This window comes from Phyllobacterium sp. YR531 (assembly GCF_000282595.1).
In the GTDB taxonomy this organism is placed as follows: Bacteria; Pseudomonadota; Alphaproteobacteria; order Rhizobiales; family Rhizobiaceae; genus Phyllobacterium.
The window spans coordinates 168,405-190,329 of sequence record NZ_AKIZ01000022.1; the positions used below are offsets into that span (position 1 = coordinate 168,405).

Sequence of the window (21,925 nt, forward strand, 5' to 3'; positions counted from 1 at the left end):
TTGGCAGTGTTGTTCTCCCTGCAAGCTCCAACCGATTGGTGCACCAAAAAGCATTGGAGCGATGCTTGGAGAGGCTTCAGAACAAACTGCCCACGCTTGGCGTTCGTAACCCGAAAATTGGCATCGATAATCTGACGTGGTCATACTGCAGGCCGGGTGATTGGGTTATCAGTTTTTTATCCGGACAGCTTTGGCTTGGGCTGCAATTAACAGGAGATTCCGTATTCTTAAATGCGGCTCGTGCTCGGCGCTCGGCTTTCCGAGATATATTGCGGGATCGTCGCGCTCAAAATCATGATCTCGGCTTTCAATTTTCTCTAAGCTGCGTTGCCGATTGGCGGACTACGGGCTCCAAGGAAGCTCGGGAAATGGCTCTTGAAGCGGCTAGAAATCTGCTCTGGAGATATTGCCAGCAAGGCAAATATATTCAGGCCTGGAATGCGCGTCCGGGGCAGGGCGAGGATCGTGTTGAATTCGTTGCGGGTCGGATGATCGCTGACACGATGCAAAATCTAGCCCTACTATATTGGGCAGCAGATGAGACCGGAAATCCGGATTTCTCCGACGTTGCGAATGGTCACGCAGAAACGACAGCCAAATATTTGGTCAGAGAAGACGATACCAGCTTTCATACATTTGTATTCGACAAGGTATCTGGTAGGCCGCTCCGTGGTGAAACGCATCAAGGTTATGCCCATGATTCCTGCTGGTCGCGGGGGCAGGCATGGATGATTCATGGATTTGCTCAATCCGCACTCACAACTAGGAACGACGCCTATCTGGATATTGCAAAGCGGCTTGCGGCAAAAGCAGAGAATCTCATGGGATCATCCAATGTTCCTGTTTGGGATTTCGGTGTGCCCGATTCCGCAAACGCTCCTAGAGACAGCTCTGCAGGAGCGATAATGGCTGCCGGCGTCTATATAATTGCCGATTTGGTGCCGGACGCGGAGGCCGCTCGCTGGAAGGCTCTTGCCGATCGTCTTTTGCAAGGCCTCTTGGACGAGTGTGATCTTACAAAGAATCCGCAAGCCGAAGGGCTTCTTGCACATGGCGCGGCACACGTTACTGCAGGCTACGCAGATACAATGCTTCCTTACGGCGATTATTATTTTATGGAGGCTCTCATGCGTTCGCTTGGCCACACGGAATTCTTCTGGTAGTCAACGAGTATAATACATCCACCATGTTAAAACGCGTTTCCGCTAAAGGTGTGGTACGGATACTTTGAAATGAATGATGACATAGTAGCAACTGTAACGCTGCACGACATTGCGAAAGCAGCGGGCGTTTCAGTTGCGTCAGTTTCCAAGGTACTGAACAATCGCCCCGGTGTTGGTGATGAGAGCCGTCGTCGCATTATCGGAATTGCCGACAAGATGGGCTATCAAGCCCGCGCGTCTAAGGGGCAGTCTTCTGCCGCTGTGGAACGGGTGACGATAATAACGCCCGGTGAGTATTATTCGAATTCTCAATTTTATGCTGACGTGATCAAAGGCATTCTGGATGCGGCATCATCACAAGCGGTCTCTGTAGATGTCAGGCTGATCGGGCGGTATATGCCAGAGGCAGATTCGGACATTGAGAAAATATTGAAGGAAACAGCGTCAGGAGCATTCCTGCTTGTTGGACTCGACTATCCTGAGATCATAGAACGGATTGTCGTAAGTGGTTTTCCAGCAATCATTGTGAACGGCGCTGACCGTTCTATGCGCATAAGTAGCGTGACCCCCGATAACAGGTCCGCAGGTTGGTTGGCCACGTGCCGTCTTTTGGCTGCAGGGCACCGCAGGATCATGCATGTGACTCTACCTCATCGAACGTCTCTTGTGCGCCGGATGGACGGGTTTAGAGATGCACTGGAAGAGGCCGGGCTTGGGTTTGACCGATCGCGTGATGTTCTGGATCTTGGCAAAGAGGGAGTGCTTGAGTACCAATCTGCACTTGCGGTGAAGCGCGCATTGGAAGACGGTCGTTTCGATGGCGTTACGGCCTTATTTTGCAGCAGTGATCTTGTCGCGCTCGGGGTCGTGGATGGATTGAAAGAAGCCGGCTTCGCGATACCTGAAGCTTTTTCGATTATCGGGATAGATGACGTGGCTATAGCTTTATATAGCAGGCCGCCATTGACAACGATACGTGTCGACAGGCTCGAGCTAGGGCGCGTCGGGTTTCTGATGCTTCAGGAGAAAATCTCCAATCCCTCCATCGGCGTACGCCATGTGGACATTGGTGTTGAGTTGATCGAGCGCAGCACAGTCGCCGTAGTAGGCTGATCTGTCATTAGCTATATTGCATCATTAACGGATGCATTCCTTATTAAATCTCCCTAGTCTTCCCCGAGTTAGGTGGCACCAAAGCTTTATAAGGAAGGTTTCCATGTCTGATATTCTTGACTTGCACCCCATCTCGCGTCGTTCGCTTCTGGCTGGCATGGCAGCAACATCAGCTCTCTTGTTGTTACATCCATTTTCAGCACGCGCATCCTCCAATCAGGCTCACTTGCGACTGATGGAAACGACGGATATCCATGTAAACGTTTTTCCCTATGATTATTACGCTGACAAACCAAATGATACGATGGGCTTGGCTCGTACGGCGACGATCATGGACGCGATCCGAGCCGAGGCCACCAATTCGCTGCTCATCGATAATGGTGACTTTCTTCAGGGCAATCCGATGGGCGACTACATCGCTTATCAGCGCAGTATGAAGGAAGGCGATGTTCATCCAGTTATCAAAGCCATGAATGTGCTTGGCTATGATGTAGGAACACTGGGTAATCATGAATTCAACTATGGCCTTGATTACATGTTCAAGGTCGTTGGGGGCTCCAACTTTCCTTACGTATGCGCAAATCTGACGAAGGGAAAACTTGCCGCCGACCCGAAGCAGGATGAACTCTTCTTCAAACCCTACGTGATCTTAGAAAAGACCATCAAAGATGGATCCGGCGCTGAGAGCCCGGTCAAGATCGGGTTTATAGGATTTGTTCCACCTCAAATCATGTTGTGGGATATCAAGAATCTGGAGGGGAAAGCCCAAACACGCGACATCATTGAGGCAGCGAAAGCTTGGGTACCTGCAATGAAAGAAGAAGGCGCTGATATTGTTGTAGCCTTGTCCCATTCGGGAATCGATGGAGCTCCACTGTCGGATCGGATGGAAAATGCGTCTCTTTATCTTGCGGGCGTAGAAGGCATTGATGCAATTTTTACAGGCCATCAACATTTGGTTTTCCCAGGACCGAAAAGTTGGGACGGCATTGCCGGTGCTGATCCAGTCAAAGGTACCTTGTCAGGGAAGCCTGCCGTTATGGCGGGCTTTTGGGGCTCGCACCTCGGACTGATTGATCTTCTGCTTGAACGGGACGGGAAGGGTTGGAAAGTTGCCGATTTCACGGCTGAAGCTCGTCCGATCTATCATCGTGACGATGCGAAAAAAGTTGTTGCGGATGTTGCCGACAAGTCCGCCGTGGTCGAAGCGGCAAACGCTGAGCATGAAGCTACACTGACATATGTTCGGACTCCCGTGGGTAAAACGTCAGCTCCGCTTTATTCCTATTTTGCTTTGGTCGCTGACGATCCTTCGGTTCAGATCGTGTCCCAGGCACAGACTTGGTACATCAAGGAAATGCTTAAGGAAACGGACTACAAGGATTTGCCTGTTCTGTCGGCAGCAGCTCCTTTTAAAGCTGGGGGGCGTGGTGGTGCTGACTATTATACAGATGTTCCTGCAGGTGATATTGCGATCAAGAACGTGGCCGATCTTTACCTCTATCCCAATACGGTGCAGGCGGTAGCAATTACTGGCGAACAGGTGAAGAATTGGCTCGAAATGTCTGCTGGCATGTTCAATCACGTGCCAGTGGGGTCGAAGGATGCAATTCTGCTGAATACTGACTTCCCGTCTTATAATTTCGACGTGATTGACGGAGTAACCTATGAAATAGACTTGTCGCAGGAGCGAAAATTCGACAATGACGGCAAGATAATCAATGCCGATTCAAACCGCATTCAGAATCTTCAGTTTAACGGTATGCCGATAGATGCATTGCAAAAGTTTGTTGTTGTAACAAACAATTATCGTGCTGGTGGCGGAGGGAAGTTCCCGGAAATTGCAGCAGATAAGGTAATCTTCGTAGCACCCGATACAAATCGTGACGTTATTGTGCGCTATATCATTGAACAGGGCACGATCAATCCATCTGCCGATTCCAATTGGAAATTTAAAGCGCTACGCGGAACAACGGCCATTTTTGAAAGTGGTCCTAAAGCAAAGCAGTTTCTTGCTGATCTGAAGAGCGTGACAATTGAAGATGCTGGCGAGGGAACTGACGGTTTTACCAAGTTCCGGCTGGTTCTCTAAATACGAGCAGCAGTCATGCATTGATGGTTACAAAATGAGTAACTAGAACGCCTTCCGGTTTATACAATCGGGAGGATACGATGGACCAGAACAACGTCGGAAAAAGTGCAAGACTTCTTTTTGCTAGTTCAGTGGGCACCATAATTGAATGGTACGACTTTTTCGTCTTTGCCACCTGTGCAGTTTTGGTCTTCGACAAAGCATTCTTTCCGACAGCCGATCCAATGATTGGTGTTCTCCTTGGACTGAGCACTTTTGCCATTGGTTTCATTGCTCGTCCGTTGGGCGGTATTATTTTTGGCGTTCTTGGCGACCGCATAGGTCGCAAGAATGCGCTGGTTGTAAGCCTCGCCATGATGGGGGGCGCAACCTTTGCCATGGGGCTACTGCCAACCTACGCATCAGTGGGTGTTCTTGCACCTGTGTTGCTTGTTGCCTTGCGTATTTTGCAAGGCGTTGCAGTAGGGGGCGAAGCGACAGGAGCGCTGTTAATTGTTGCCGAATCCATGCCAGGCAAACAACGCGGGTTCTGGACCAGCTTTCCAATGATTGGCGGTCCAGCGGCCAATGTGCTGGCAGCAGCCACGATCAGCTACCTCACGCTGCGATTCGGCGAGCAGGCCTTTATTGATTGGGCTTGGCGATTGCCCTTTCTCTTTTCAATTGTGCTCGTTGTCCTCGGTTTTTGGATGCGGCGCCGCGTGGAAGAATCTCCGGCTTTCATTGAGCTTGCCGAAAAGCGTAAAACGATACCAGCAGCGCCGTTATCTGAAGCCTTCAAGCATTTCAGTAAACCAATGGGACAAGTGTTTCTGGTTAAAACGGCAGAGAATACTTTGTTCTATCTCTTTACCACCTTCTTTCTTGTATTGACGGTTCAATTTCTTGGTTTGGCGCGCTCGGTTGGTGTTGGTGCCTTGTTCTGGGGATCTATCCTTGAAGTAGTGGTCATTATGGCAGCTGCCTACGCATCTGATCTGTTTGGGCGCAAACCCTTGATGCTGATCGGGCTTTTGGGAGGATTGGCTGCCGGTGCCTATCTATTCAGTCTTCCACACGGTGCTGATCCACAGACTGGACTCCGAGCAACTCTGCTAACATTGACATTTCATGGCATCATTGTTGGAAGCATGGCACCATTTTTTACAGAACTTTTTCCAACGCATGTTCGCTATTCAGCCATGTCAATCAGTTATCAGGTCGCGTCCGTTGTAGGAGGCTCTTTAGCGCCACTAATTGCAACGCTTTTACTCAACGCGACGGGCTCTCCACACGCCGTAATAATCTACGCGGCGGTGATGGTGGTTCCGGGTATTTTATGTGTCCTTCTCTCACGTGAAACGCGTGGAATAGATTTAACTGGAATCTAGTCATCATTGATCGAAGGGGTGGCGAAGAGTCGGTAATATGCTTCTAACGCAGCTAGTCCGGCCTTCAAATCTCGTGTTCCACGTTCACCGAGCTTGCCAAACAAATCCGTCTCAAAGTCATGAGCAAGTTTCGCCAAATGTTCGTATGCCTTAAGGCCGGCCGACGTAAGTTCCAGATGTTCTGTTCGACGGTCAGCATCATCGCGTCGACGTTTCAGCCAGCGGCGTTGTTCCAAAGCAAAAACTGCGCGGCTGACTTTGGTTTTATGCATTGAAGAATGGTGACCGATGGCGGTGGCAGTCTGTGCACCAAACTGACCTAGAGTTGCCAATGTACGCCACTCGGGGCGGGTTAATCCGTATTGTTCCCGGTACTGGCTGGAGAAGCGCCGACTAATAGACTCCGCTGCCTTGTTTAATCTGTAAGGAGTGAAATTCTCCAGGATAAGCGCTGCCTGTTCCAGTGTCCTACTTGTCATAATCGGTATCCTCTCTGTTCTTGATAGTTACAAAAAAGATCGTCACAAATGCAACTAAATTGATGGAGGATCGATATGACCGCCCTTAGCTACATGCCGGGATTTGGTAATGATTTCGAAACAGAGTCGCTTCCAGGTGCCTTGCCCCAAGGGCAAAACTCACCTCAACGCTGCGCCTACGGTCTTTACGCAGAGCAATTGTCTGGTTCGCCGTTTACCGCCCCGAGGGGCATAAATGAGCGTTCGTGGCTCTACCGCATTCGGCCTTCTGTCAAACATAGTGGTCGCTTTACACCTGTAACGCGGGAACACTGGAAGACAGCACCCAAACTGGATGATCACGAACTGCCAATTGGTCAACTTCGCTGGAATCCTACGCCAATACCTAGTGATGCTGTAAACTTCATCGACAGCATTCGCACCATGACAACTGCGGGCGATGTCCATGGACAGGCTGGCATGGCGGCTCACGTTTATGCGTTCAATCAAGATATGGATGATGACTATTTCTTCAATGCGGATGGAGAAATGCTCTTGGTGCCGGACCAGGGCGACCTTCGCATTTTTACGGAGATGGGTATCATTGAAATAGAGCCATCTGAAATTTGCATTATACCGCGTGGCATGATGTTCAAGGTTGCGGCGCTGGATGGTCAGGCACGAGGTTATATTTGCGAAAATTATGGTGCGAAATTCTCTTTGCCGGACCGGGGCCCTATTGGGGCCAATTGCCTCGCCAATCCTCGTGATTTTAAAACACCAGTTGCTGCTTTCGAAGAAAAAGAAAGCCCATGCTGTTTGCATGTAAAGTGGTGCGGCAAATTTTACGAGACGCGGCTTGGTCATTCGCCGTTGGATGTGGTTGCATGGCATGGAAATTACGCACCATATAAGTATGATCTACGCACGTTCTCACCTGTGGGGGCGATACTCTTCGATCATCCAGACCCTTCAATTTTCACGGTCCTTACAGCGCCATCCGGTGAAGAAGGAACGGCAAATGTTGATTTCGTTATATTTCCCCCGCGATGGCTTGTAGCGGAACATAGTTTTCGCCCGCCTTGGTATCATCGGAATATTATGTCGGAATTCATGGGCCTGATTTACGGGCAGTATGATGCGAAGGAAGAAGGATTCACGCCGGGAGGCATGAGCTTGCACAACATGATGCTGGCGCATGGTCCTGATACTATGGGTTTCAACAAGGCGTCGACTGTTGAACTGAAGCCGCAGCGATTGGAAAATACGATGGCCTTCATGTTTGAAACGCGATTTCCACAGCATCTCACGCGCTTTGCTGCAGAACTGGATACGCTGCAGCAAAATTATGCGGATTGCTGGTCGGGCTTGAAGAAGCGATTCAACGGTACACCTGAAGGGGACTGGTCGGAATGAAACTTGCATCTATAAAGAATGGTACCCGTGACGGCAAACTGGTCATCGTTTCCAGGGATTTGACCCACTACACAGATGCCTCGTTTCTTGCCCCGACACTGCAGTCGGCTTTGGATAACTGGGCAAGGATCGCGCCTCATCTACAATCTCTAGCCACCAGCTTGGATCATGCAGCTGTGCCAACCGCACGCTTTCACGAACATGAAGCTTTGTCCCCGTTACCGCGTTCCTATCAATGGGCCGATGGCTCAGCATACGTCAATCATGTAGAACTCGTCCGAAAAGCACGCAATGCTGAAATGCCGGAAAGCTTTTGGACAGACCCACTTATGTATCAAGGCGGGTCGGATAGTTTCCTTAGCCCACGTGACCCTATCCGGATGGTCGACGAAGCTTATGGGATAGACATGGAAGGGGAGGTCGCCGTCATCGTCGACGATGTTGCCATGGGAGCGACCATCGATGAAGCCCGGGCCGCTATCCGTCTTATCATGCTAGTCAATGATGTCAGTTTACGCGGGCTAATACCGGCGGAACTAGGGAAAGGTTTTGGCTTTTTCCAATCGAAGCCTTCCTCTGCGTTTTCGCCCGTAGCCGTTACACCAGATGAGTTGGGCGAGGCTTGGGATGGTGGTAAACTACATTTGCCACTCCAGGTTGATCTCAATGGCATACCCTTTGGCCGCGCAAATGCGGGAATGGACATGACTTTTGATTTTCCAACACTGATTGCTCACGCCGCCAAGACAAGGCCATTGTCTGCGGGTGCAATTATTGGATCTGGAACGGTATCAAACAAACTTGGTGGTGGCCCGGGAAAACCAGTCAATGAAGGCGGCGCTGGTTATTCATGTATCGCAGAAATTCGCATGATCGAGACTATCAGTAATGGGGTTGCGCAAACTCCATTCATGCGGTTTGGCGATGTCGTTCGTATCGAAATGCGTGATAGCGATGGGCGCTCAGTTTTTGGCGCTATTGAACAACAGGTCGAAAAATATGAACGCTGATGTGAAGCTGTACGACTATTGGCGATCGTCGGCTAGTTATCGAGTTCGCATAGCACTCAATAGCCTTGATATAATCTATGAACGCGTTCCAGTTGATTTGCTCAAGGCTGAACACAAAGGGCGTGAGAACATTGCGCGAAATCCGCAAGGTCTTGTGCCTACGTTAGTGCTAGGTGATAAAATATTGACCCAGTCATTGGCAATTATCGAGTATTTGAACGAGACCCATCCAGACGCAGGCTTTCTTCCCGAAAGTCCACTGGGGAGGCAGCGGGTTCGTGCTTTGTCCTATGCCATAGCGATGGAAATTCATCCAATCTGCAACATGAATGTTGCAGCTCATGTTGTGTCACTAACCGGCGACGGAGACGTTGCACGTGGGGACTGGATGCGGAAGTTTATCTCTGAGGGGCTTATGTCCGTTGAACTGATGTTGGATCATTCTGAAACTGGCGCATTCTGTCATGGCGACACGCCCGGCATGGCCGACTTTTGTCTTGTACCTCAGATTTACAATGCAAAACGATGGGGAGTGGAGCTTGGCAATCTTCCCCGGGTCAATGAGATTACCGAACGTTGCAACGAACTACCGGCTTTTGTAGCGGCCCACCCCGATCAAGTTAAATAACAGCAGCGGAGCTTACTCCGCTGCATCCATTTTTATCACACCACGCCGAATCTGATCTTCTTCAATTGATTCAAAGAGTGCACGGAAGTTACCTTCGCCAAACCCTTCGTCGCCCTTGCGTTGGATGAATTCGAAAAAGATTGGGCCGATGACAGTTTTAGAGAATATCTGCAGCAGAATTTTGGTCATGCCGCCGTCAACAACGCCTTCACCGTCGATGAGAATGCCATGCTTTCTCATGCGATCAAGTGGCTCATCGTGTCCGTTGACCCGTTCCTGAGACTTTTCGTAGTACGTTTCCGGCGGGCCCGGCATGAACTTCAAGCCATTTTGATCCAGCCTGTCCGTAGCGTCGTAAATTGCTTCTGTACCGACAGCGATATGTTGAATTCCTTCGCCCTTATACTTGCGCAAATATTCCTCGATCTGGCTCTTGTCATCAGTCGATTCATTCAAGGGGATGCGGATTTTGCCGCAAGGCGAGGTAATTGCCCGTGAAACAAGGCCAGTGAACTTTCCGGCTATGTCGAAGAAATGAATCTGTTTGAAGCCGAAGAGCTCGCGATAGAATGCCCACCATTTATCCATGTTCCCGCGATACACATTATGGGTAAGGTGGTCGAGATAATAGAAGCCAACGCCTTCCGGCTTGGGGTCTTGCTCACCGAGCCAATCAAACTCCGCGCTATAAGCCGATCCTTTATCGCCATAAGTATCCACGAAATAGAGCATTGATCCGCCAATACCAACTATGGCTGGCACGTCCAGAGTCTTGTCGTTTCCTTCATAGGGTGTAGCACCCTTGGCGACAGCATGATCGAACGCGTGCTTGGCGTCGACGACGCGCCATGCCATTGAGGGCGCACAAGGGCCATGCTCTCCAACGAATTTCATGGCATGCGAGCCTGGTTCAGCATTCAGCAGATAATTGATGTCGCCCTGACGCCACAGCGTAATCTGTTTGGTCTTATGGCGAGCGACAGGCGTGTAACCCATTCGCGTAAAAAGCTCTTCGAGCTTCTGTGGTTCTGGATGAGAAAACTCGACAAACTCAAATCCATCCGTACCGGCCGGATTGTCTTTGCTGATTGTTGCTTTTGGCGCGTCGTGCGGAAACGGACCCATATTTATTCCTCCATCGGTTGCGAGGATTATGACGCAAATTGCCTGCAATGTGTTTGCATTTGTACGCTCAATAACGCTATGATACGCACGATATGTGCATGAAATAATATAAAGGTGCGTAGTTGGACCATATTGACGCTTCAGACCGCAAAATACTCTTTTGTCTTCAGCAAGATGGGCGACTCACAAATAACGAGTTGTCAGAGAAGATCAGCCTATCGCCCTCGCAATGTTCACGCCGTCGCACAAGGCTTGAAGAAGAAGGTTTTATTCGTGGTTATCGTGCTGAAATTGACCGCGAAAAACTTGGTTTAGGTATCGTCAACATCATTTCCGTTACGCTCGCCACGCATAATCGTGATAATGCCCAGCGGTTTTCCCAACTGATTTCCAAGCTTCCACAAGTGATGGAAGCTCACGCTTTAACCGGGGAAATGGATTACTTCATTAAAGTTGTCACACCGGATTTACGAGCACTTTCGGCTTTCGTGAACGAGGTATTATTGCCTCATGAATCGGTTCAGAACGTCAAGACGGCCATTGTTCTTGAGACCCTCAAAGAGGATGGGCGTTTGCCTATATAAGGAGATGGATTGATTGCAGTTGTCTACTGTTTACGGCATCATTGTTTGCATCAAACCATATACTGAAGGCGGGAAATCAACTGACCAAATCAAAAGGCTTTAGTCCGTCATTTCGGGTACTGCACTGGATTATTGCGATGCTTGTTTTCGCGGTGTGGCCTCTCGGCATGCTGCTCAAATACTTCAAGGACGACGTAAAACTCGACTTTTATCTCTTGCATGAATCATTCGGATTTCTGGTGCTGTGGCTCATGCTGCTCCGGTTGGGAATGCGGTTGAGCCAAGGTCGGCCAGCACATCACGATGACTGGACCGGTATTATATCAAGGATAGTTCACTGGTTGTTATACGTCGCGTTGATCGTCATGCCAGTCAGCGGTTTCCTGGCCACAAATGCGCACGGTTTTCCTCTCCGATGGTTTGGCGTAGTTCCAGTTTGGAGTCCGATTGGGCGCGAACCTACGATTGCCCCAATCTTTAGCATTGTTCACTCAGGCACTGCATGGCTAATTCTAACCTTGGTTGGGTTACATATTGCAGGAGCACTGTTCCATCGAATAATTCGCAGAGACGATGTTTTTCAAAGGATGCTTTAAACAGGTAAAGCGAGAATATCGCAGTGGCCGACGACGCAGCCAGTACCAGCTTTCCCGATACGAAACTCCAACCAATTTACGATTGTTTCTCGTGCCAACATGACAGTTTCAGCAACTGCAGAAGCTAATCCATCAACGAATATTTGATGAAGTTCGACGGCATCTTCGTCAATTCTCCAGTCACTTTGGGCAACTTCAACATGGTAACCAATTTTTGTGAATAATGCAGTTAAAGCACGGGAAGATTCAGGACCGAGAGCTGGCCCAAGTCCCTTATCGGAACGCTGGTGGTCGTTGAACAATTTAACCACGGCAGCATCATCAGGGTGGGGGACATCGAACATGATCTTCCCATTGTAATTTAAAGCAGCATATAGACCAATTCTATGTCTGGAGAGTTCATCTGCAAGCCTTTCGATAAATGCATTCGAACAAAGATCGAAAAGCGCCGACGCGCTAACAAGATCAGCTTCTCTTAGGCCCAGAAATGCCAAATCATTAAGGTCGGCGTTTTGGTAAATAATGTTGTTTTTTTGCTGATGACGCCGAGCGGCCTGTTCAAGCAGACGTTCATCGAGGTCAACCAACCGCCAATTTGCGTCAGGAATTAGCGGTGCGATAGCTCTGTATGTCGATCCGGTACCACTTCCTAAGTCCACGATAGTCTGCCGCTTTGCTTTTCGAACAAATTGAGCAGCCTTTTCCAGTAAGGTCCAATCGCGTGCGCGTCCATCTACCGGCTCACGCAGATCAAGCCAATGGATATCAAATCCGCTCATTCGCTGCCTTTTCCAACACCTCCGAGAATAGTTTTCCAGTGTCTGTCCACGATGGTAGTAATTTACTTTGACGGAATGAAGCCTCTGCCATTCCGTTTGCCAATTCGCGGTCGGTAACAATGCGTTTCAAAGCGTTGGCAAAAGCATCTGAATCATCTGGGGCGACAAGTATGCCAGCATCGGCGGGAACAACCTCTGATACCGCCCCTGCATCGCAGGCAACAATTGGCAGACCAAGTGATAATGCCTCGGCGAAGACCATTCCATATCCCTCATATCGGCTCGCAAGTGCGAAAATATCAGATCGGGTGAATTCACTGCGAACATCGTCTATCTGTCCCACCAACACAACACGATCGCTAAGTTGGTTCTCTATGATTTGTTGTTGTAGCGTAGCGTCACAATGGGCATCCATGGTGCGGCTGCCTACAATCCTGCATTCCCAAGCCAGATGTTTGATTTTGTTCAATGCTGCAACGAGCACGTCGTAACCCTTACGGGGTATGATAGAGCCAACACTTAAAATAATCGGGACTTGTGAGGTTCGCTCAGCTTGAACATTTTGTTCGGTACCAGGTTTTGCCACGACGATCTTGGCGCCTGGAACATCATAATTTTCTATGAGCTGTTGACAGGTAGATGAAGACGTAACGAACACGGTACTCGCGTGTTTCAACGCAAGGCGTTCAGAAGCCAACAGCGTACTTTGCTCCTGTTCCGTAATATTGCCTTCGGATGCAAGCGGGTGATGGACGAGTGCTATGAAAGTAATTCTCTGCGCTAGGCGTTTTGCAATATCTCCGAGAGCTCCATAAGCCAAACCATCTATCAGTACGAGCGACTTTTCCGGTAAAGCGCCTAACATCTCTTCCGTTCGCAGAATAGTATCATGGTCTGGAAAGGGGTACCCGGCACCAAGCGGAACCAAGTCTACATGCCATCCTAGATTGCGTAATTCCGAGATGACTTTCCGATCATAGCCGTAGCCTCCGGTTTTAGCTTCTAGATCACCTGGGTAGGCAAAATATACCGAATGTTTCACAGATCTGCCTCATACCACCCGCGGGCAATGTGCGATTCATTCAGTAGTACCCTGATCTTGCAAATACGCTGACTTCCTTTACCAAAATCACCCGATAGCACGGCGGCTGCAAGCTGGTCGAATATGTACTTGGCAAGCACTTCAGTCGTGGTAATCTTGCCAGCGAACTCTTTCATTACGTCTAGGTTCTGGTAGTTGAGTGGCTGCAAAACCTTTGACAAGACAGTCGTTGCCAACCCTATGTCGACGGCCAAACCATCCTCGTCCAACTCCTTTGTAAAGAAGGCTGCATCGACAACAAATGTTGCGCCGTGCATTGCCTGCGCTGGTCCGAACACCGGGCGTTGCAGGCTGTGAGCAATCATAACGTGATCACGAACTTCAATGGCAAACATGAATGTTCCTCCGAAAGGTTCAGTAGACAATTCGGTGACAGAGTGTGGACGGTGATCCGAGAATTTCACCGTACTGTTGATCAAGCTCATCAAAAGGTGTTTCCCCGGAAAACAACGCGTCAAGTCTGCTGTCCGTCAACAGAGAGATTGCTGTACGAAGACGTCTTGTTGATGTCCAGCGTGCGCTCCGCCCCGCGGCTATTTTGCCGACTTGGGAACTTGCAATAGAGAGTCGTTTTGAGTGGAAGCGTCCCCCAAGCGAGATTTCTACTTTTTTATCGCCGTACCAGCTTGCTTCTACAATACGTCCCTCGTAGCCAGCACATTCGAACGCTTGATTAAGAGCTACGGCAGAGGCCGATGCATTGATCACCACGTCGCAATTGCGTGGTGTATCGTTCACCGATCCAAATGCGACTCCAAGATGTCCAGCGACGTTCTTTCGGTCGGTATTGATGTCGATAAGAGTGGTTTCAGTACCGATAATACCCGTTGCAAGATAGGCAGTGAGCAATCCGACAATTCCGCCACCAAATACCACAACTCGATCACCGGGAAGTATGCTGGCATCCCAGATGATGTTGAGGGCGGTTTCCATATTTGCTGCCAATACAGCACGTTCAGGGGGAACAGCAGAGGGAATGACATACAGGTCAGTCGCTTCGACGACAAAATGCGTCTGGTGGGGATGAAGACAAAAGGCCGTGCAACCAAGAAGCTCTTGCGGCCCTGCCTGAACATTACCAACGACAGAATAGCCGTACTTAATAGGGAAGGCGAAGGTGCCTTCCTGATGAGGGCAGGCCATGGTTTCAAATTCACTTTGAGGGACATTGCCATTGAACACAAGTGATTCTGTACCACGGCTTATTGATCCATACTGCGCTCTTATCAGTATTTTACCACTGTTGAAGGGTGGCATTTTTGCGGTTCGCAAGGAGCAAACTCCCCGCTGGTCAATCCATAAAGCACGGGCTGATCTGTCTGAAAATTCCTGCGTCACTGCACAACCACTCTTTCTGCGTTACTCACGTTAGTCTTATAGAATGCCAGATGAAAGAAGGTGTTAGGTGACCACGTCACTTTTTATTGAGATTGCAAGCTTAGTGAGATGTTGCACATTTATAGTAGTCAGCTAATGCTGGTTGCGGAGTGAAAAATGACGGTAGAGACGGCAAACAGCATCAATACTCGTGAATTATCGCCACTCATTCAGAGTTCGCTTATCACTTTGACCATTATCAGCGGCTTGGTGTGTGGGGCTTCCATTTGCTTGATGTATACAAGCAACCTCAGTTGGTGCTTCCCGCTATTTTCCATAACAGCGTATCTGTTGTCCGGTGTGTTCGTTTTGGCAAACTTGAGAGACTATCCTCATCGGCGCTTTGGTCCTGCCAACGCTGTTACGGCAATTAGGTCGGGTATCACCTGTTTAATCGCCGGAACTCTTTTCGAGGCCGAACAGCTTACCAATACGACAATAGCGTGGGGAGTGGTGTCGGCGGCGGTGCTTGCCTTGCTTCTCGATGGTGTTGACGGCTACCTGGCTCGGCGTTCCTCGACAAATTCTGATTTTGGCGCGCGTTACGACATGGAGGTAGATGCAGCCTTGATCTTGTGTCTGTCGGTTTTGGTATATTTATCCGGGAAGGCAGATTGGTGGGTCATACTGATTGGAAGCATGCGCTATCTGTTTATAGTGGCACAACATTTTGATGCCCGACTTCAAGGGGAGTTGACGCCTGCGTGGAGGCGGCAAGTAATATGTGTGTTGCAGGTAATATGCCTTGGTATAATCCTGATACCGTCAATCGAGGCATCAGTTTCATCGCTGATTGCAGGGCTTAGCCTTGTTATGCTGAGTTACTCTTTCGGTCGCGACATCGTCTCATTGCTCCGTCAACCTACACCCCGTTAACGGATACGGAAAGGAAACTGCACAAGCAAGCCGAGGCCGGGTAATGCACCCAAAGTAACAATTACGCCATATAGCACACTGGCCGCAACACCTTGGCTTGCGGTCAGGCCTAGCAAAGGCCAGAGCATAGCGGCGGCGGCTTCGCGCGTTCCCCAGCCGCCAACAGTTATAGGAAGAGCCATAGTTAAAAGGCTTAGCGGGATTACTGTTATCAAGCCGATTACTGGAAGCGGAGCGCCGATGGCATTGGATGCCGTAGCAAAAACAGCGATATAGCTGGCGACGATGGTCAGACTGAGCGCACCTTGAACAAGCCATGCATAAGGAAGACCATAACAAGCAAATATGCTGCGCCCAATTTTCCGAATGAATTTACGCCACCAAAATGAACCGGAAAACCATACCAGCAAAGTCGCAACCGTTGCGAAAACTAGAATACCAAGCGCCACAAACAATAGAGTCAGTGCCTCGGATGGGCCCATTCCACCATTGAAGAACGGCCATGCAATCAAGCCAATTGCGCCGACGAGGAGCAGGGCAATCTGTCCTGCAAATCGTTCTAACAAGATTGCCAGAACTGGGGTGCTCCATTTTTTGTCCGCCGAGCGACTACGAGCTGCCCGAATTACATCGCCAGCCATACCGCCTGGCAACGTCATGTTCACCAATGATCCAAGATAATAGTCGGCAATTGCTTGGGTGGGTTGCAGTGGATGGTCAAGTCGAGCGGCGGTGTAACACCAGCGCAAGGCGGATAGTACTATCTGAACTTGTACAAGGAAGATTCCAACAAGAACAAGTTCGGGTTTCGCACTACTCAAGCTTGCCATAATTGCCCTAGTGTCCGACAGGACAAAGGCTAGTACAACGAGGGTTATGCCGAAAACCGCTGTAGCAACATTTCTCCATTTGCCGGAAATCATATGCTTGGTTGGCCCTCGGTTTAAATGTTGTAATCAGACGGTATTCGGCGGCACAAAATGATATTGAACACATGAAACATCAGGCACTTATCTTCTTTAAATTTTTCTGCGGTGCGATGGGCCGGTTACAGATGCCATTTGCCATTGTCATGCTCTTGTTGATCTTGAATTTGCCAACCAGTATGGCGGATTTGCAAGTTAAAAGCTTTATCAAGTTGCAGATCGAATTGCTGGTTATTGTCCTCTTTCTAGCTGGGGTCGGAGCCAGATATTTTAAAGCAGCGCGACTGGCTGTTACAATTATCCTATCGCTCGTGTTGTTGTTGAAACTAGCAGATATTGCGACTTATGCTGCCTTTTCGCGTCAATTTAATCCATTATTTGACTTGAAACTGCTATTTGATGGATGGAATGTTCTAACGGCAACGATAGGTCTGGTAGAGGCGTGGATTCTTGCCTCACTCATATTTCTTTGTTTCGTTTTTTTCATAGTTCTTGTCTATTGGTCTTTAGGGTCGTTTCGAGACACAAGAATTGCTATCCCATTAGCTTTGGGAGTGCTGATAAGTTTGGCCATTGCGTTTTCTTACCCGGGTAACGGTTGGATCGAGACTCGAACGTCCGAGCTGGTAGTTGATCGGGTTGCGATCGTTCAAAAGTCTTTAAGGGACAAACAGGCTTTTGAAGCCTTGCTTGAGAGAGACACGGCATCTGATGTCCCACTGGACCAACGCTTTGATGCGCTTCAAGGCAAGGACATAATTGTCGTTTTCATCGAGTCTTACGGTGAGAGCGTAGTACGCGATCCGCGTTACTCAAATCTGATCAGCAAACGATTAGCAAATGTGGAGCAGCAAATCTCAGTTGCAGGATTAACATCCAAAAGTAGTTGGCTTCTATCGCCGACATCAGGAGGACTGAGTTGGCTAGCCCATGGAACGTTACTGTCAGGTGTTTGGGTGGACAGCCAACAGCGTTATACCCAACTGATCGAGAGCAAACGACCAAGCTTGAACAGATTATTTCAAGAAGCTGGCTGGCGCAGTGTCGCCGTTATGCCTGCTATTACCATGGACTGGCCGGAAGGCAATTATTTCGGTTACGACACGGTCTATGCCGCAAACAACCTCGGTTATAAAGGCAAGCCGTTCAATTGGGTCACCATGCCCGATCAGTACACGCTTTCAGCATTTCAAAACTTGGAGCGCAACGGTCCACATAAGCCTCTCATGGCTGAGATTGCTCTCATTTCCAGCCACGCACCTTGGACTCCTATACCTCATCTGGTTGATTGGTTGGAGGTCGGCGATGGGACGATCTTTAACGCGCAGGCTATCGCTGGTGAATCTCCTGAAATTGTGTGGCAGGATCACGAGCGGGTACGAGCGCAATACGCGGCTTCCATAGACTACGCGCTGGAAACTTTAGGGTCGTATATGGCGAGATATGGACGCAATACGGTCTTCATACTCTTGGGAGATCATCAACCGGCTCCAATAATTACTGGGAACAACGCTTCTCGTGCCGTTCCCATCCATATTGTGTCCGATGATTCCGCGTTGCTGGAAAGACTCGATTCTAAAAAATGGAATCGCGGCATGATGCCTGAAACTCAAACAGCTGAACCTATGGACGGATTTCGTCAGGAATTACTCAGAAAATTCAGCAGTAAAAATTAAAGCCGATGAGCTCTTTCTGAGATTCTCAGAATGTACTGCAAATATTTGCCAGCAATACTGCAACGGCAACACCGACACCCAAGACCGTCAGATATCTGATTGGGCAGGAGTTGCAAGACCAAGCGGATTCATCATCCTCATTCAGGTCTTCATATTCCGAGATATTGCTCGCATTTTCCATTCTGCGTTCCCCGTGCAGTTCTGGCTTGGCTCTACCTTAGCCTCACAACAGGTTTATGACGAGAGGGATTATTGCAATTTATTGTGGGAAGTAGATTTGTATTCTATTCCGTTGCTGCTCAGCAACGCTCAACGTTTACTCATATTTTCTTTCGTCTGAAATCACCTTTCCATCATTTGGCAAGGTGCCGGGTGGTACGATTTGTACCTTGCCCCTTAGCTTTGTTGCGTCAAAAAGTGCGTTCGCAATGGAATCAGTGTTGTCGGCGTGGGTCTGCTCGACCATTAAAGTCATAGAATCCTGTTCATTTGCCCGGGTAACAATCAATCTCAACCGACCTGGTGCAGAAATCCTTTTACTGATCAAATCAATCTGTTCGGGCCGTACAAACATGCCTTTGATTTTAGTCGTTTGATCCGCGCGACCAAGCCAGCCTTTAATCCGCAGGTTCGTGCGCCCATCCGGGCTCGGTTCATCGATAATGCAAGAAAGGTCGCCTGTGGCAAACCTGAATAGCGGATAATCTCGATTTGCCCGGGTAATTACAATCTCGCCCACTTCTCCGTGGGGGATACTCTCGCATGTGCCAGGACGCACAATTTCTAACAGGATGCCTTCATTAATTACCATCCCCGGAGAATCACCCTCATAGGCAATGATGCCAAGATCGGCAGTGCCGTAACATTGCCTGACCGTTATTCCTCGTTCTTCCAATTCTTCGCGCAGTGATGTTGGAAGGGCCGCTCCTGATACAAGCGCCCGTCTGAGAAAACTTGTATCGCGACCAGTTTCCCTCGCTTTGTCGAGCAGGATTTTCAGGAAGTCCGGCGTGCCGACATAGGTATTTGGCCGATACTGGGCAATTGCCATAAGTTGATCGGCGGTGTTTCCCGGGCCAGCAGGAATAACTGCACAGCCCAACGCATGGGCGCCACTTTCAAACATTGCACCGGCGGGTGTCAGGTGGTACGAAAACGTATTGAGAACAACATCTCCTTTTCTCACCCCGGCGGCATATAAGGCCCGCGCAGAACCCCACCAATCTCTGCCATGCCCTTCCGGATCGAATATCGGCCCGGGGGATATGAAAAGGCGAGCTAGATCGCCGAGAGAACTTGCATTGAGGCCACCAAACGGAGGGGCCGCCTGTTGTAGGGATGGCAATGCTGACTTTCGTAAAATCGGTAGCTCGGACAATTTTGCCCGGTTGGTCACGATCGATACGTCTACTTCTGCAAAGTGCTTTGCCCAAAAAGTCTGTTCTTGTAAAGCACGGGCAAGAGACACTTTCAGCTCAGCGAAGAGTGCCGCTTCACGCGAAGCTTGTTCTGCGCCCTCCAAGGCATCATAGAAGTCGGCCATCTAAATTTCTCCGGTTGTAGATTTCAAGCTAGCCAACGCTTGCGCCTGCGATAATGTTTGACGTCCTGATAATTAACTTTGCCTGCGCCTCCGAGGTAGAATTCCTGCACGTCAGGATTTTGTTTGAGGATATCGGCGCTACCGCTCATGACGATATGGCCGTTCTCGATAAGATATGCGTGGCGGACAATTTCCAGAGCCGCTGCGGCATTTTGCTCAACCAACAGTACGCTGGTACCTTGGGATGAATTAATCTCTCGAATGATGGCAAATATCTCTTCGACCAGAAGCGGTGACAGGCCCAAACTTGGTTCATCCAACATGATCAGTCGAGGTTCAGTCATCAGCGCCCGTCCGATAGCCAGCATCTGTTGTTCACCGCCGGACAGATATCCTGCCTTGCTCCGATAGCGTTCCTTGAGGCGGGGGAAGTAAGTGTAGACTTGTTCTTTAAGTTCGTTCAGCCTGCCCGTACTTCCACCGGTGCGAAACGCTGCCACAAGATTTTCATCCGGCGTCAGGTGTCCGAAAACACGTCGTCCCTCCAGTACGTGAACCAGACCATTGGCGACGCGCTCTGGAGCGCCAAGGGCAAGAATGTTCTTGCCCTCCCATGAAATCTCCCCTCGGGTTACAAGGCCACGCTCTGGTCCAAGCAACCCACTGATCGTTTTCAAAGTCGTGCTTTTCCCAGCACCATTTGCGCCGAGAAGAGCCACAACATCGCCCTGCGCAACCTCCAGTGAAACACCTTTGATCGCGAGGAAAACTTTATCGTAGATGACTTCGACGTTGGAGAGCGTAAGACCTGTCACGACTATTTGCCTTCCTTGAAGGCCTGGGATCCCTTGGTGATTTCCTTTTGGACGAGCTCCTGATACGCGGAACCCCAATCTGAAACCGGTTCCCAGGCTTGGCCATTCCATTGAGATACCCGACCGGCGCCGCCTCCTTGATGATCCTTTGCCGTGATGGTGATCGCCGGCATCAGTCCTTCGGCACTGAAATCCTTGATCTGTTCAAATCCAGCTTTCAGCTTTTCGCCTGTGAGTGGCGCACCTTCTGATTTCAAAGCATTGCGTGCCGCCTCTACCGCAACGGCCATGGTCGCAACGCCAATGTTGTAATAGGATGTACCTACATGGGTAGCATCACCAGCACCGAGACCCGGTTCGATAACTTTCGCCTTAATGCGTTGCAGGATTGGAGTGTCAGTTCCTGTCGATACAGCTTCGAAGCGCTTCACGCCCTTCATGATATCTGCACCGACATTCTTGGCATCAGTCTCTGCAAGCCAGACAACGGAAAAGATGTTTTCTGCAGGAATGCCGTTACGGATAGCCTCGCGCACTGAAACCGGTTGACCACCGCCAGCGCCCCAAATGAGAACGCTGTCCGGGCGAAAGCGACGAACTTCGCTCCAAACGGCAGATTGTTCGTTGCCGGGACTTGGATAGCCAAATGCCTTTAACTCAAACTTTTTCTCTGCGGCCAAGTCTTGCAAAACGGGCAGAGGTTCCCGGCCAAAAGGTGAGTCAATATGCACTAAAGCAATGCGTTTGCCCTCCAAACCTCCGTGATCCTCAATATATTTGGCAAGGACAGTTGCTTGTGACCAGTATGTTGCCATCGTTGGAAATACGTAGTGGAAGACTTCGCCATCACTGGCGTCGCCCCGTCCGTGGACGGGCGTAATCATAACCACTTTATCCTTGAGGACACTGTCAACCAAAGCACGCGATACAGGAGTGCTTAGAAAGTCAAACAGGATTGCTCCTTCCTCCTTGGCTCGATTATAGGCCTCGATGCCACGTTGAGGCTGGTTGCCTGTATCACGTACTATTGCCTCAAACTTGTGGCCTTCGACACCACCTTCCTGATTGATGAGCGTAAGGTAGTCTCGTTGTCCTTGATTATATTCGCCACTGACGAACGTGTAGACTGCGGTGAAATCTTGGAGCAGTCCGAATTTTATCGGCTGTTCCTGTGCGCTTGCAACGCCGAAAGATGCTGCTCCAACCAGTGTGACGGCAAATAGATGTTGTATGATCCACTTCATGACATTCCTCCGCTTGCGTGATTTGTTTTTCA

Annotated in this window: 21 protein-coding genes; 11 read left to right on the plus strand and 10 right to left on the minus strand. The window is 49.6% G+C overall.

The window, feature by feature from the left end; all coding sequences use genetic code 11:
• Positions 1 to 368 precede the first annotated feature (368 nt).
• The 4 genes from PMI41_RS14430 to PMI41_RS14445 all read left to right on the plus strand — a co-directional run bounded on the left by PMI41_RS14430 (position 369) and on the right by PMI41_RS14445 (position 5,738).
• Positions 369 to 1,163, plus strand: coding sequence for a glycoside hydrolase family 88 protein (locus PMI41_RS14430; RefSeq protein WP_244423945.1), 795 nt, complete (start codon positions 369 to 371; stop codon positions 1,161 to 1,163).
• A gap of 69 nt (positions 1,164 to 1,232) precedes the next feature.
• On the plus strand, positions 1,233 to 2,276 hold the full coding sequence (locus PMI41_RS14435; RefSeq protein WP_008126013.1) for a LacI family DNA-binding transcriptional regulator: 1,044 nt from the start codon (positions 1,233 to 1,235) through the stop codon (positions 2,274 to 2,276).
• A 103-nt stretch (positions 2,277 to 2,379) separates the two neighbouring features.
• The gene (locus tag PMI41_RS14440) at positions 2,380 to 4,368 is read left to right on the plus strand and encodes a bifunctional 2',3'-cyclic-nucleotide 2'-phosphodiesterase/3'-nucleotidase (protein ID WP_008126014.1); all 1,989 of its coding nucleotides are present in this window, start codon (positions 2,380 to 2,382) and stop codon (positions 4,366 to 4,368) included.
• 80 nt (positions 4,369 to 4,448) lie between these two features.
• Complete coding sequence (locus PMI41_RS14445; RefSeq protein ID WP_008126016.1) at positions 4,449 to 5,738, plus strand: MFS transporter; 1,290 nt, start codon at positions 4,449 to 4,451, stop codon at positions 5,736 to 5,738.
• On the opposite strand, the gene PMI41_RS14450 is transcribed toward PMI41_RS14445, so the two are convergent.
• Positions 5,735 to 6,217 carry a MarR family winged helix-turn-helix transcriptional regulator gene (locus tag PMI41_RS14450; RefSeq protein WP_008126017.1) on the minus strand — a complete coding sequence of 161 codons (483 nt, stop codon included), beginning with the start codon at positions 6,215 to 6,217 and terminating at the stop codon, positions 5,735 to 5,737. The genes PMI41_RS14445 and PMI41_RS14450 overlap by 4 nt on opposite strands.
• Positions 6,218 to 6,292: 75 nt before the next feature.
• On the opposite strand from PMI41_RS14450, the gene hmgA reads away from it, so the two are divergent.
• From hmgA to maiA, 3 genes are read left to right on the plus strand one after another with little or no spacing between them, the layout of a single operon-like run.
• Positions 6,293 to 7,612: a homogentisate 1,2-dioxygenase gene (hmgA, locus tag PMI41_RS14455; protein ID WP_008126019.1), complete on the plus strand. Its 1,320-nt coding sequence runs from the start codon at positions 6,293 to 6,295 to the stop codon at positions 7,610 to 7,612.
• Entirely contained in the window at positions 7,609 to 8,622 is a 1,014-nt protein-coding gene (locus PMI41_RS14460; RefSeq protein WP_008126022.1) for a fumarylacetoacetate hydrolase family protein, read from the plus strand. The genes hmgA and PMI41_RS14460 overlap by 4 nt, the downstream gene beginning before the upstream one ends.
• The gene (maiA, locus tag PMI41_RS14465; RefSeq protein ID WP_008126023.1) at positions 8,612 to 9,250 is read left to right on the plus strand and encodes a maleylacetoacetate isomerase; all 639 of its coding nucleotides are present in this window, start codon (positions 8,612 to 8,614) and stop codon (positions 9,248 to 9,250) included. The genes PMI41_RS14460 and maiA overlap by 11 nt, the downstream gene beginning before the upstream one ends.
• A 12-nt stretch (positions 9,251 to 9,262) precedes the next feature.
• Here the strand turns inward: maiA and hppD are convergent, their stop codons facing one another.
• A complete protein-coding gene (gene hppD / locus PMI41_RS14470; RefSeq protein ID WP_008126025.1) occupies positions 9,263 to 10,375 on the minus strand; it encodes a 4-hydroxyphenylpyruvate dioxygenase in 1,113 nt (370 codons plus the stop codon).
• Positions 10,376 to 10,497: 122 nt separating this feature from the next.
• Here hppD and PMI41_RS14475 point away from each other — a divergent pair, with 122 nt between their 5' ends.
• Both PMI41_RS14475 and PMI41_RS14480 read left to right on the plus strand, forming a co-directional pair.
• On the plus strand, positions 10,498 to 10,959 hold the full coding sequence (locus PMI41_RS14475) for an Lrp/AsnC family transcriptional regulator (protein ID WP_008126027.1): 462 nt from the start codon (positions 10,498 to 10,500) through the stop codon (positions 10,957 to 10,959).
• A gap of 41 nt (positions 10,960 to 11,000) precedes the next feature.
• Positions 11,001 to 11,555, plus strand: coding sequence for a cytochrome b/b6 domain-containing protein (locus PMI41_RS14480; RefSeq protein ID WP_348225802.1), 555 nt, complete (start codon positions 11,001 to 11,003; stop codon positions 11,553 to 11,555).
• Here the strand turns inward: PMI41_RS14480 and PMI41_RS14485 are convergent.
• The 4 genes from PMI41_RS14485 to PMI41_RS14500 are packed head-to-tail and all read right to left on the minus strand — an operon-like array spanning position 11,552 to position 14,708.
• Positions 11,552 to 12,334: a class I SAM-dependent methyltransferase gene (locus tag PMI41_RS14485; RefSeq protein ID WP_008126030.1), complete on the minus strand. Its 783-nt coding sequence runs from the start codon at positions 12,332 to 12,334 to the stop codon at positions 11,552 to 11,554. The two genes, PMI41_RS14480 and PMI41_RS14485, sit on opposite strands and share 4 nt — an antisense overlap.
• Entirely contained in the window at positions 12,321 to 13,376 is a 1,056-nt protein-coding gene (locus PMI41_RS14490; protein ID WP_008126031.1) for a glycosyltransferase family 4 protein, read from the minus strand. The genes PMI41_RS14485 and PMI41_RS14490 overlap by 14 nt, the downstream gene beginning before the upstream one ends.
• Positions 13,373 to 13,771, minus strand: a complete 399-nt coding sequence (locus PMI41_RS14495) for a 6-carboxytetrahydropterin synthase (RefSeq protein WP_008126035.1) — start codon at positions 13,769 to 13,771, stop codon at positions 13,373 to 13,375. Before PMI41_RS14495 ends, PMI41_RS14490 begins: the two co-directional genes overlap by 4 nt.
• A 19-nt stretch (positions 13,772 to 13,790) precedes the next feature.
• Positions 13,791 to 14,708 carry a zinc-binding alcohol dehydrogenase gene (locus PMI41_RS14500; RefSeq protein ID WP_008126036.1) on the minus strand — a complete coding sequence of 306 codons (918 nt, stop codon included), beginning with the start codon at positions 14,706 to 14,708 and terminating at the stop codon, positions 13,791 to 13,793.
• Between the two features lie 222 nt (positions 14,709 to 14,930).
• Here PMI41_RS14500 and PMI41_RS14505 point away from each other — a divergent pair, with 222 nt between their 5' ends.
• Positions 14,931 to 15,689 carry a CDP-alcohol phosphatidyltransferase family protein gene (locus tag PMI41_RS14505; RefSeq protein ID WP_008126038.1) on the plus strand — a complete coding sequence of 253 codons (759 nt, stop codon included), beginning with the start codon at positions 14,931 to 14,933 and terminating at the stop codon, positions 15,687 to 15,689.
• On the opposite strand, the gene PMI41_RS14510 is transcribed toward PMI41_RS14505, so the two are convergent.
• Entirely contained in the window at positions 15,686 to 16,612 is a 927-nt protein-coding gene (locus PMI41_RS14510; protein ID WP_008126040.1) for a lysylphosphatidylglycerol synthase transmembrane domain-containing protein, read from the minus strand. The genes PMI41_RS14505 and PMI41_RS14510 overlap by 4 nt on opposite strands.
• A 71-nt stretch (positions 16,613 to 16,683) precedes the next feature.
• On the opposite strand from PMI41_RS14510, the gene PMI41_RS14515 reads away from it, so the two are divergent.
• Positions 16,684 to 18,291 (plus strand): sulfatase-like hydrolase/transferase, encoded by a 1,608-nt coding sequence (locus PMI41_RS14515; RefSeq protein ID WP_008126042.1) that lies wholly within the window; start codon positions 16,684 to 16,686, stop codon positions 18,289 to 18,291.
• 316 nt (positions 18,292 to 18,607) lie between these two features.
• On the opposite strand, the gene PMI41_RS14520 is transcribed toward PMI41_RS14515, so the two are convergent.
• The 3 genes from PMI41_RS14520 to PMI41_RS14530 all read right to left on the minus strand — a co-directional run bounded on the left by PMI41_RS14520 (position 18,608) and on the right by PMI41_RS14530 (position 21,893).
• A complete protein-coding gene (locus PMI41_RS14520) occupies positions 18,608 to 19,759 on the minus strand; it encodes an AMP-binding protein (protein WP_348225803.1) in 1,152 nt (383 codons plus the stop codon).
• A gap of 98 nt (positions 19,760 to 19,857) precedes the next feature.
• On the minus strand, positions 19,858 to 20,649 hold the full coding sequence (locus PMI41_RS14525) for an ABC transporter ATP-binding protein (protein WP_008126049.1): 792 nt from the start codon (positions 20,647 to 20,649) through the stop codon (positions 19,858 to 19,860).
• Between the two features lie 2 nt (positions 20,650 to 20,651).
• Positions 20,652 to 21,893: an ABC transporter substrate-binding protein gene (locus PMI41_RS14530; RefSeq protein WP_008126051.1), complete on the minus strand. Its 1,242-nt coding sequence runs from the start codon at positions 21,891 to 21,893 to the stop codon at positions 20,652 to 20,654.
• Positions 21,894 to 21,925 lie beyond the last annotated feature (32 nt).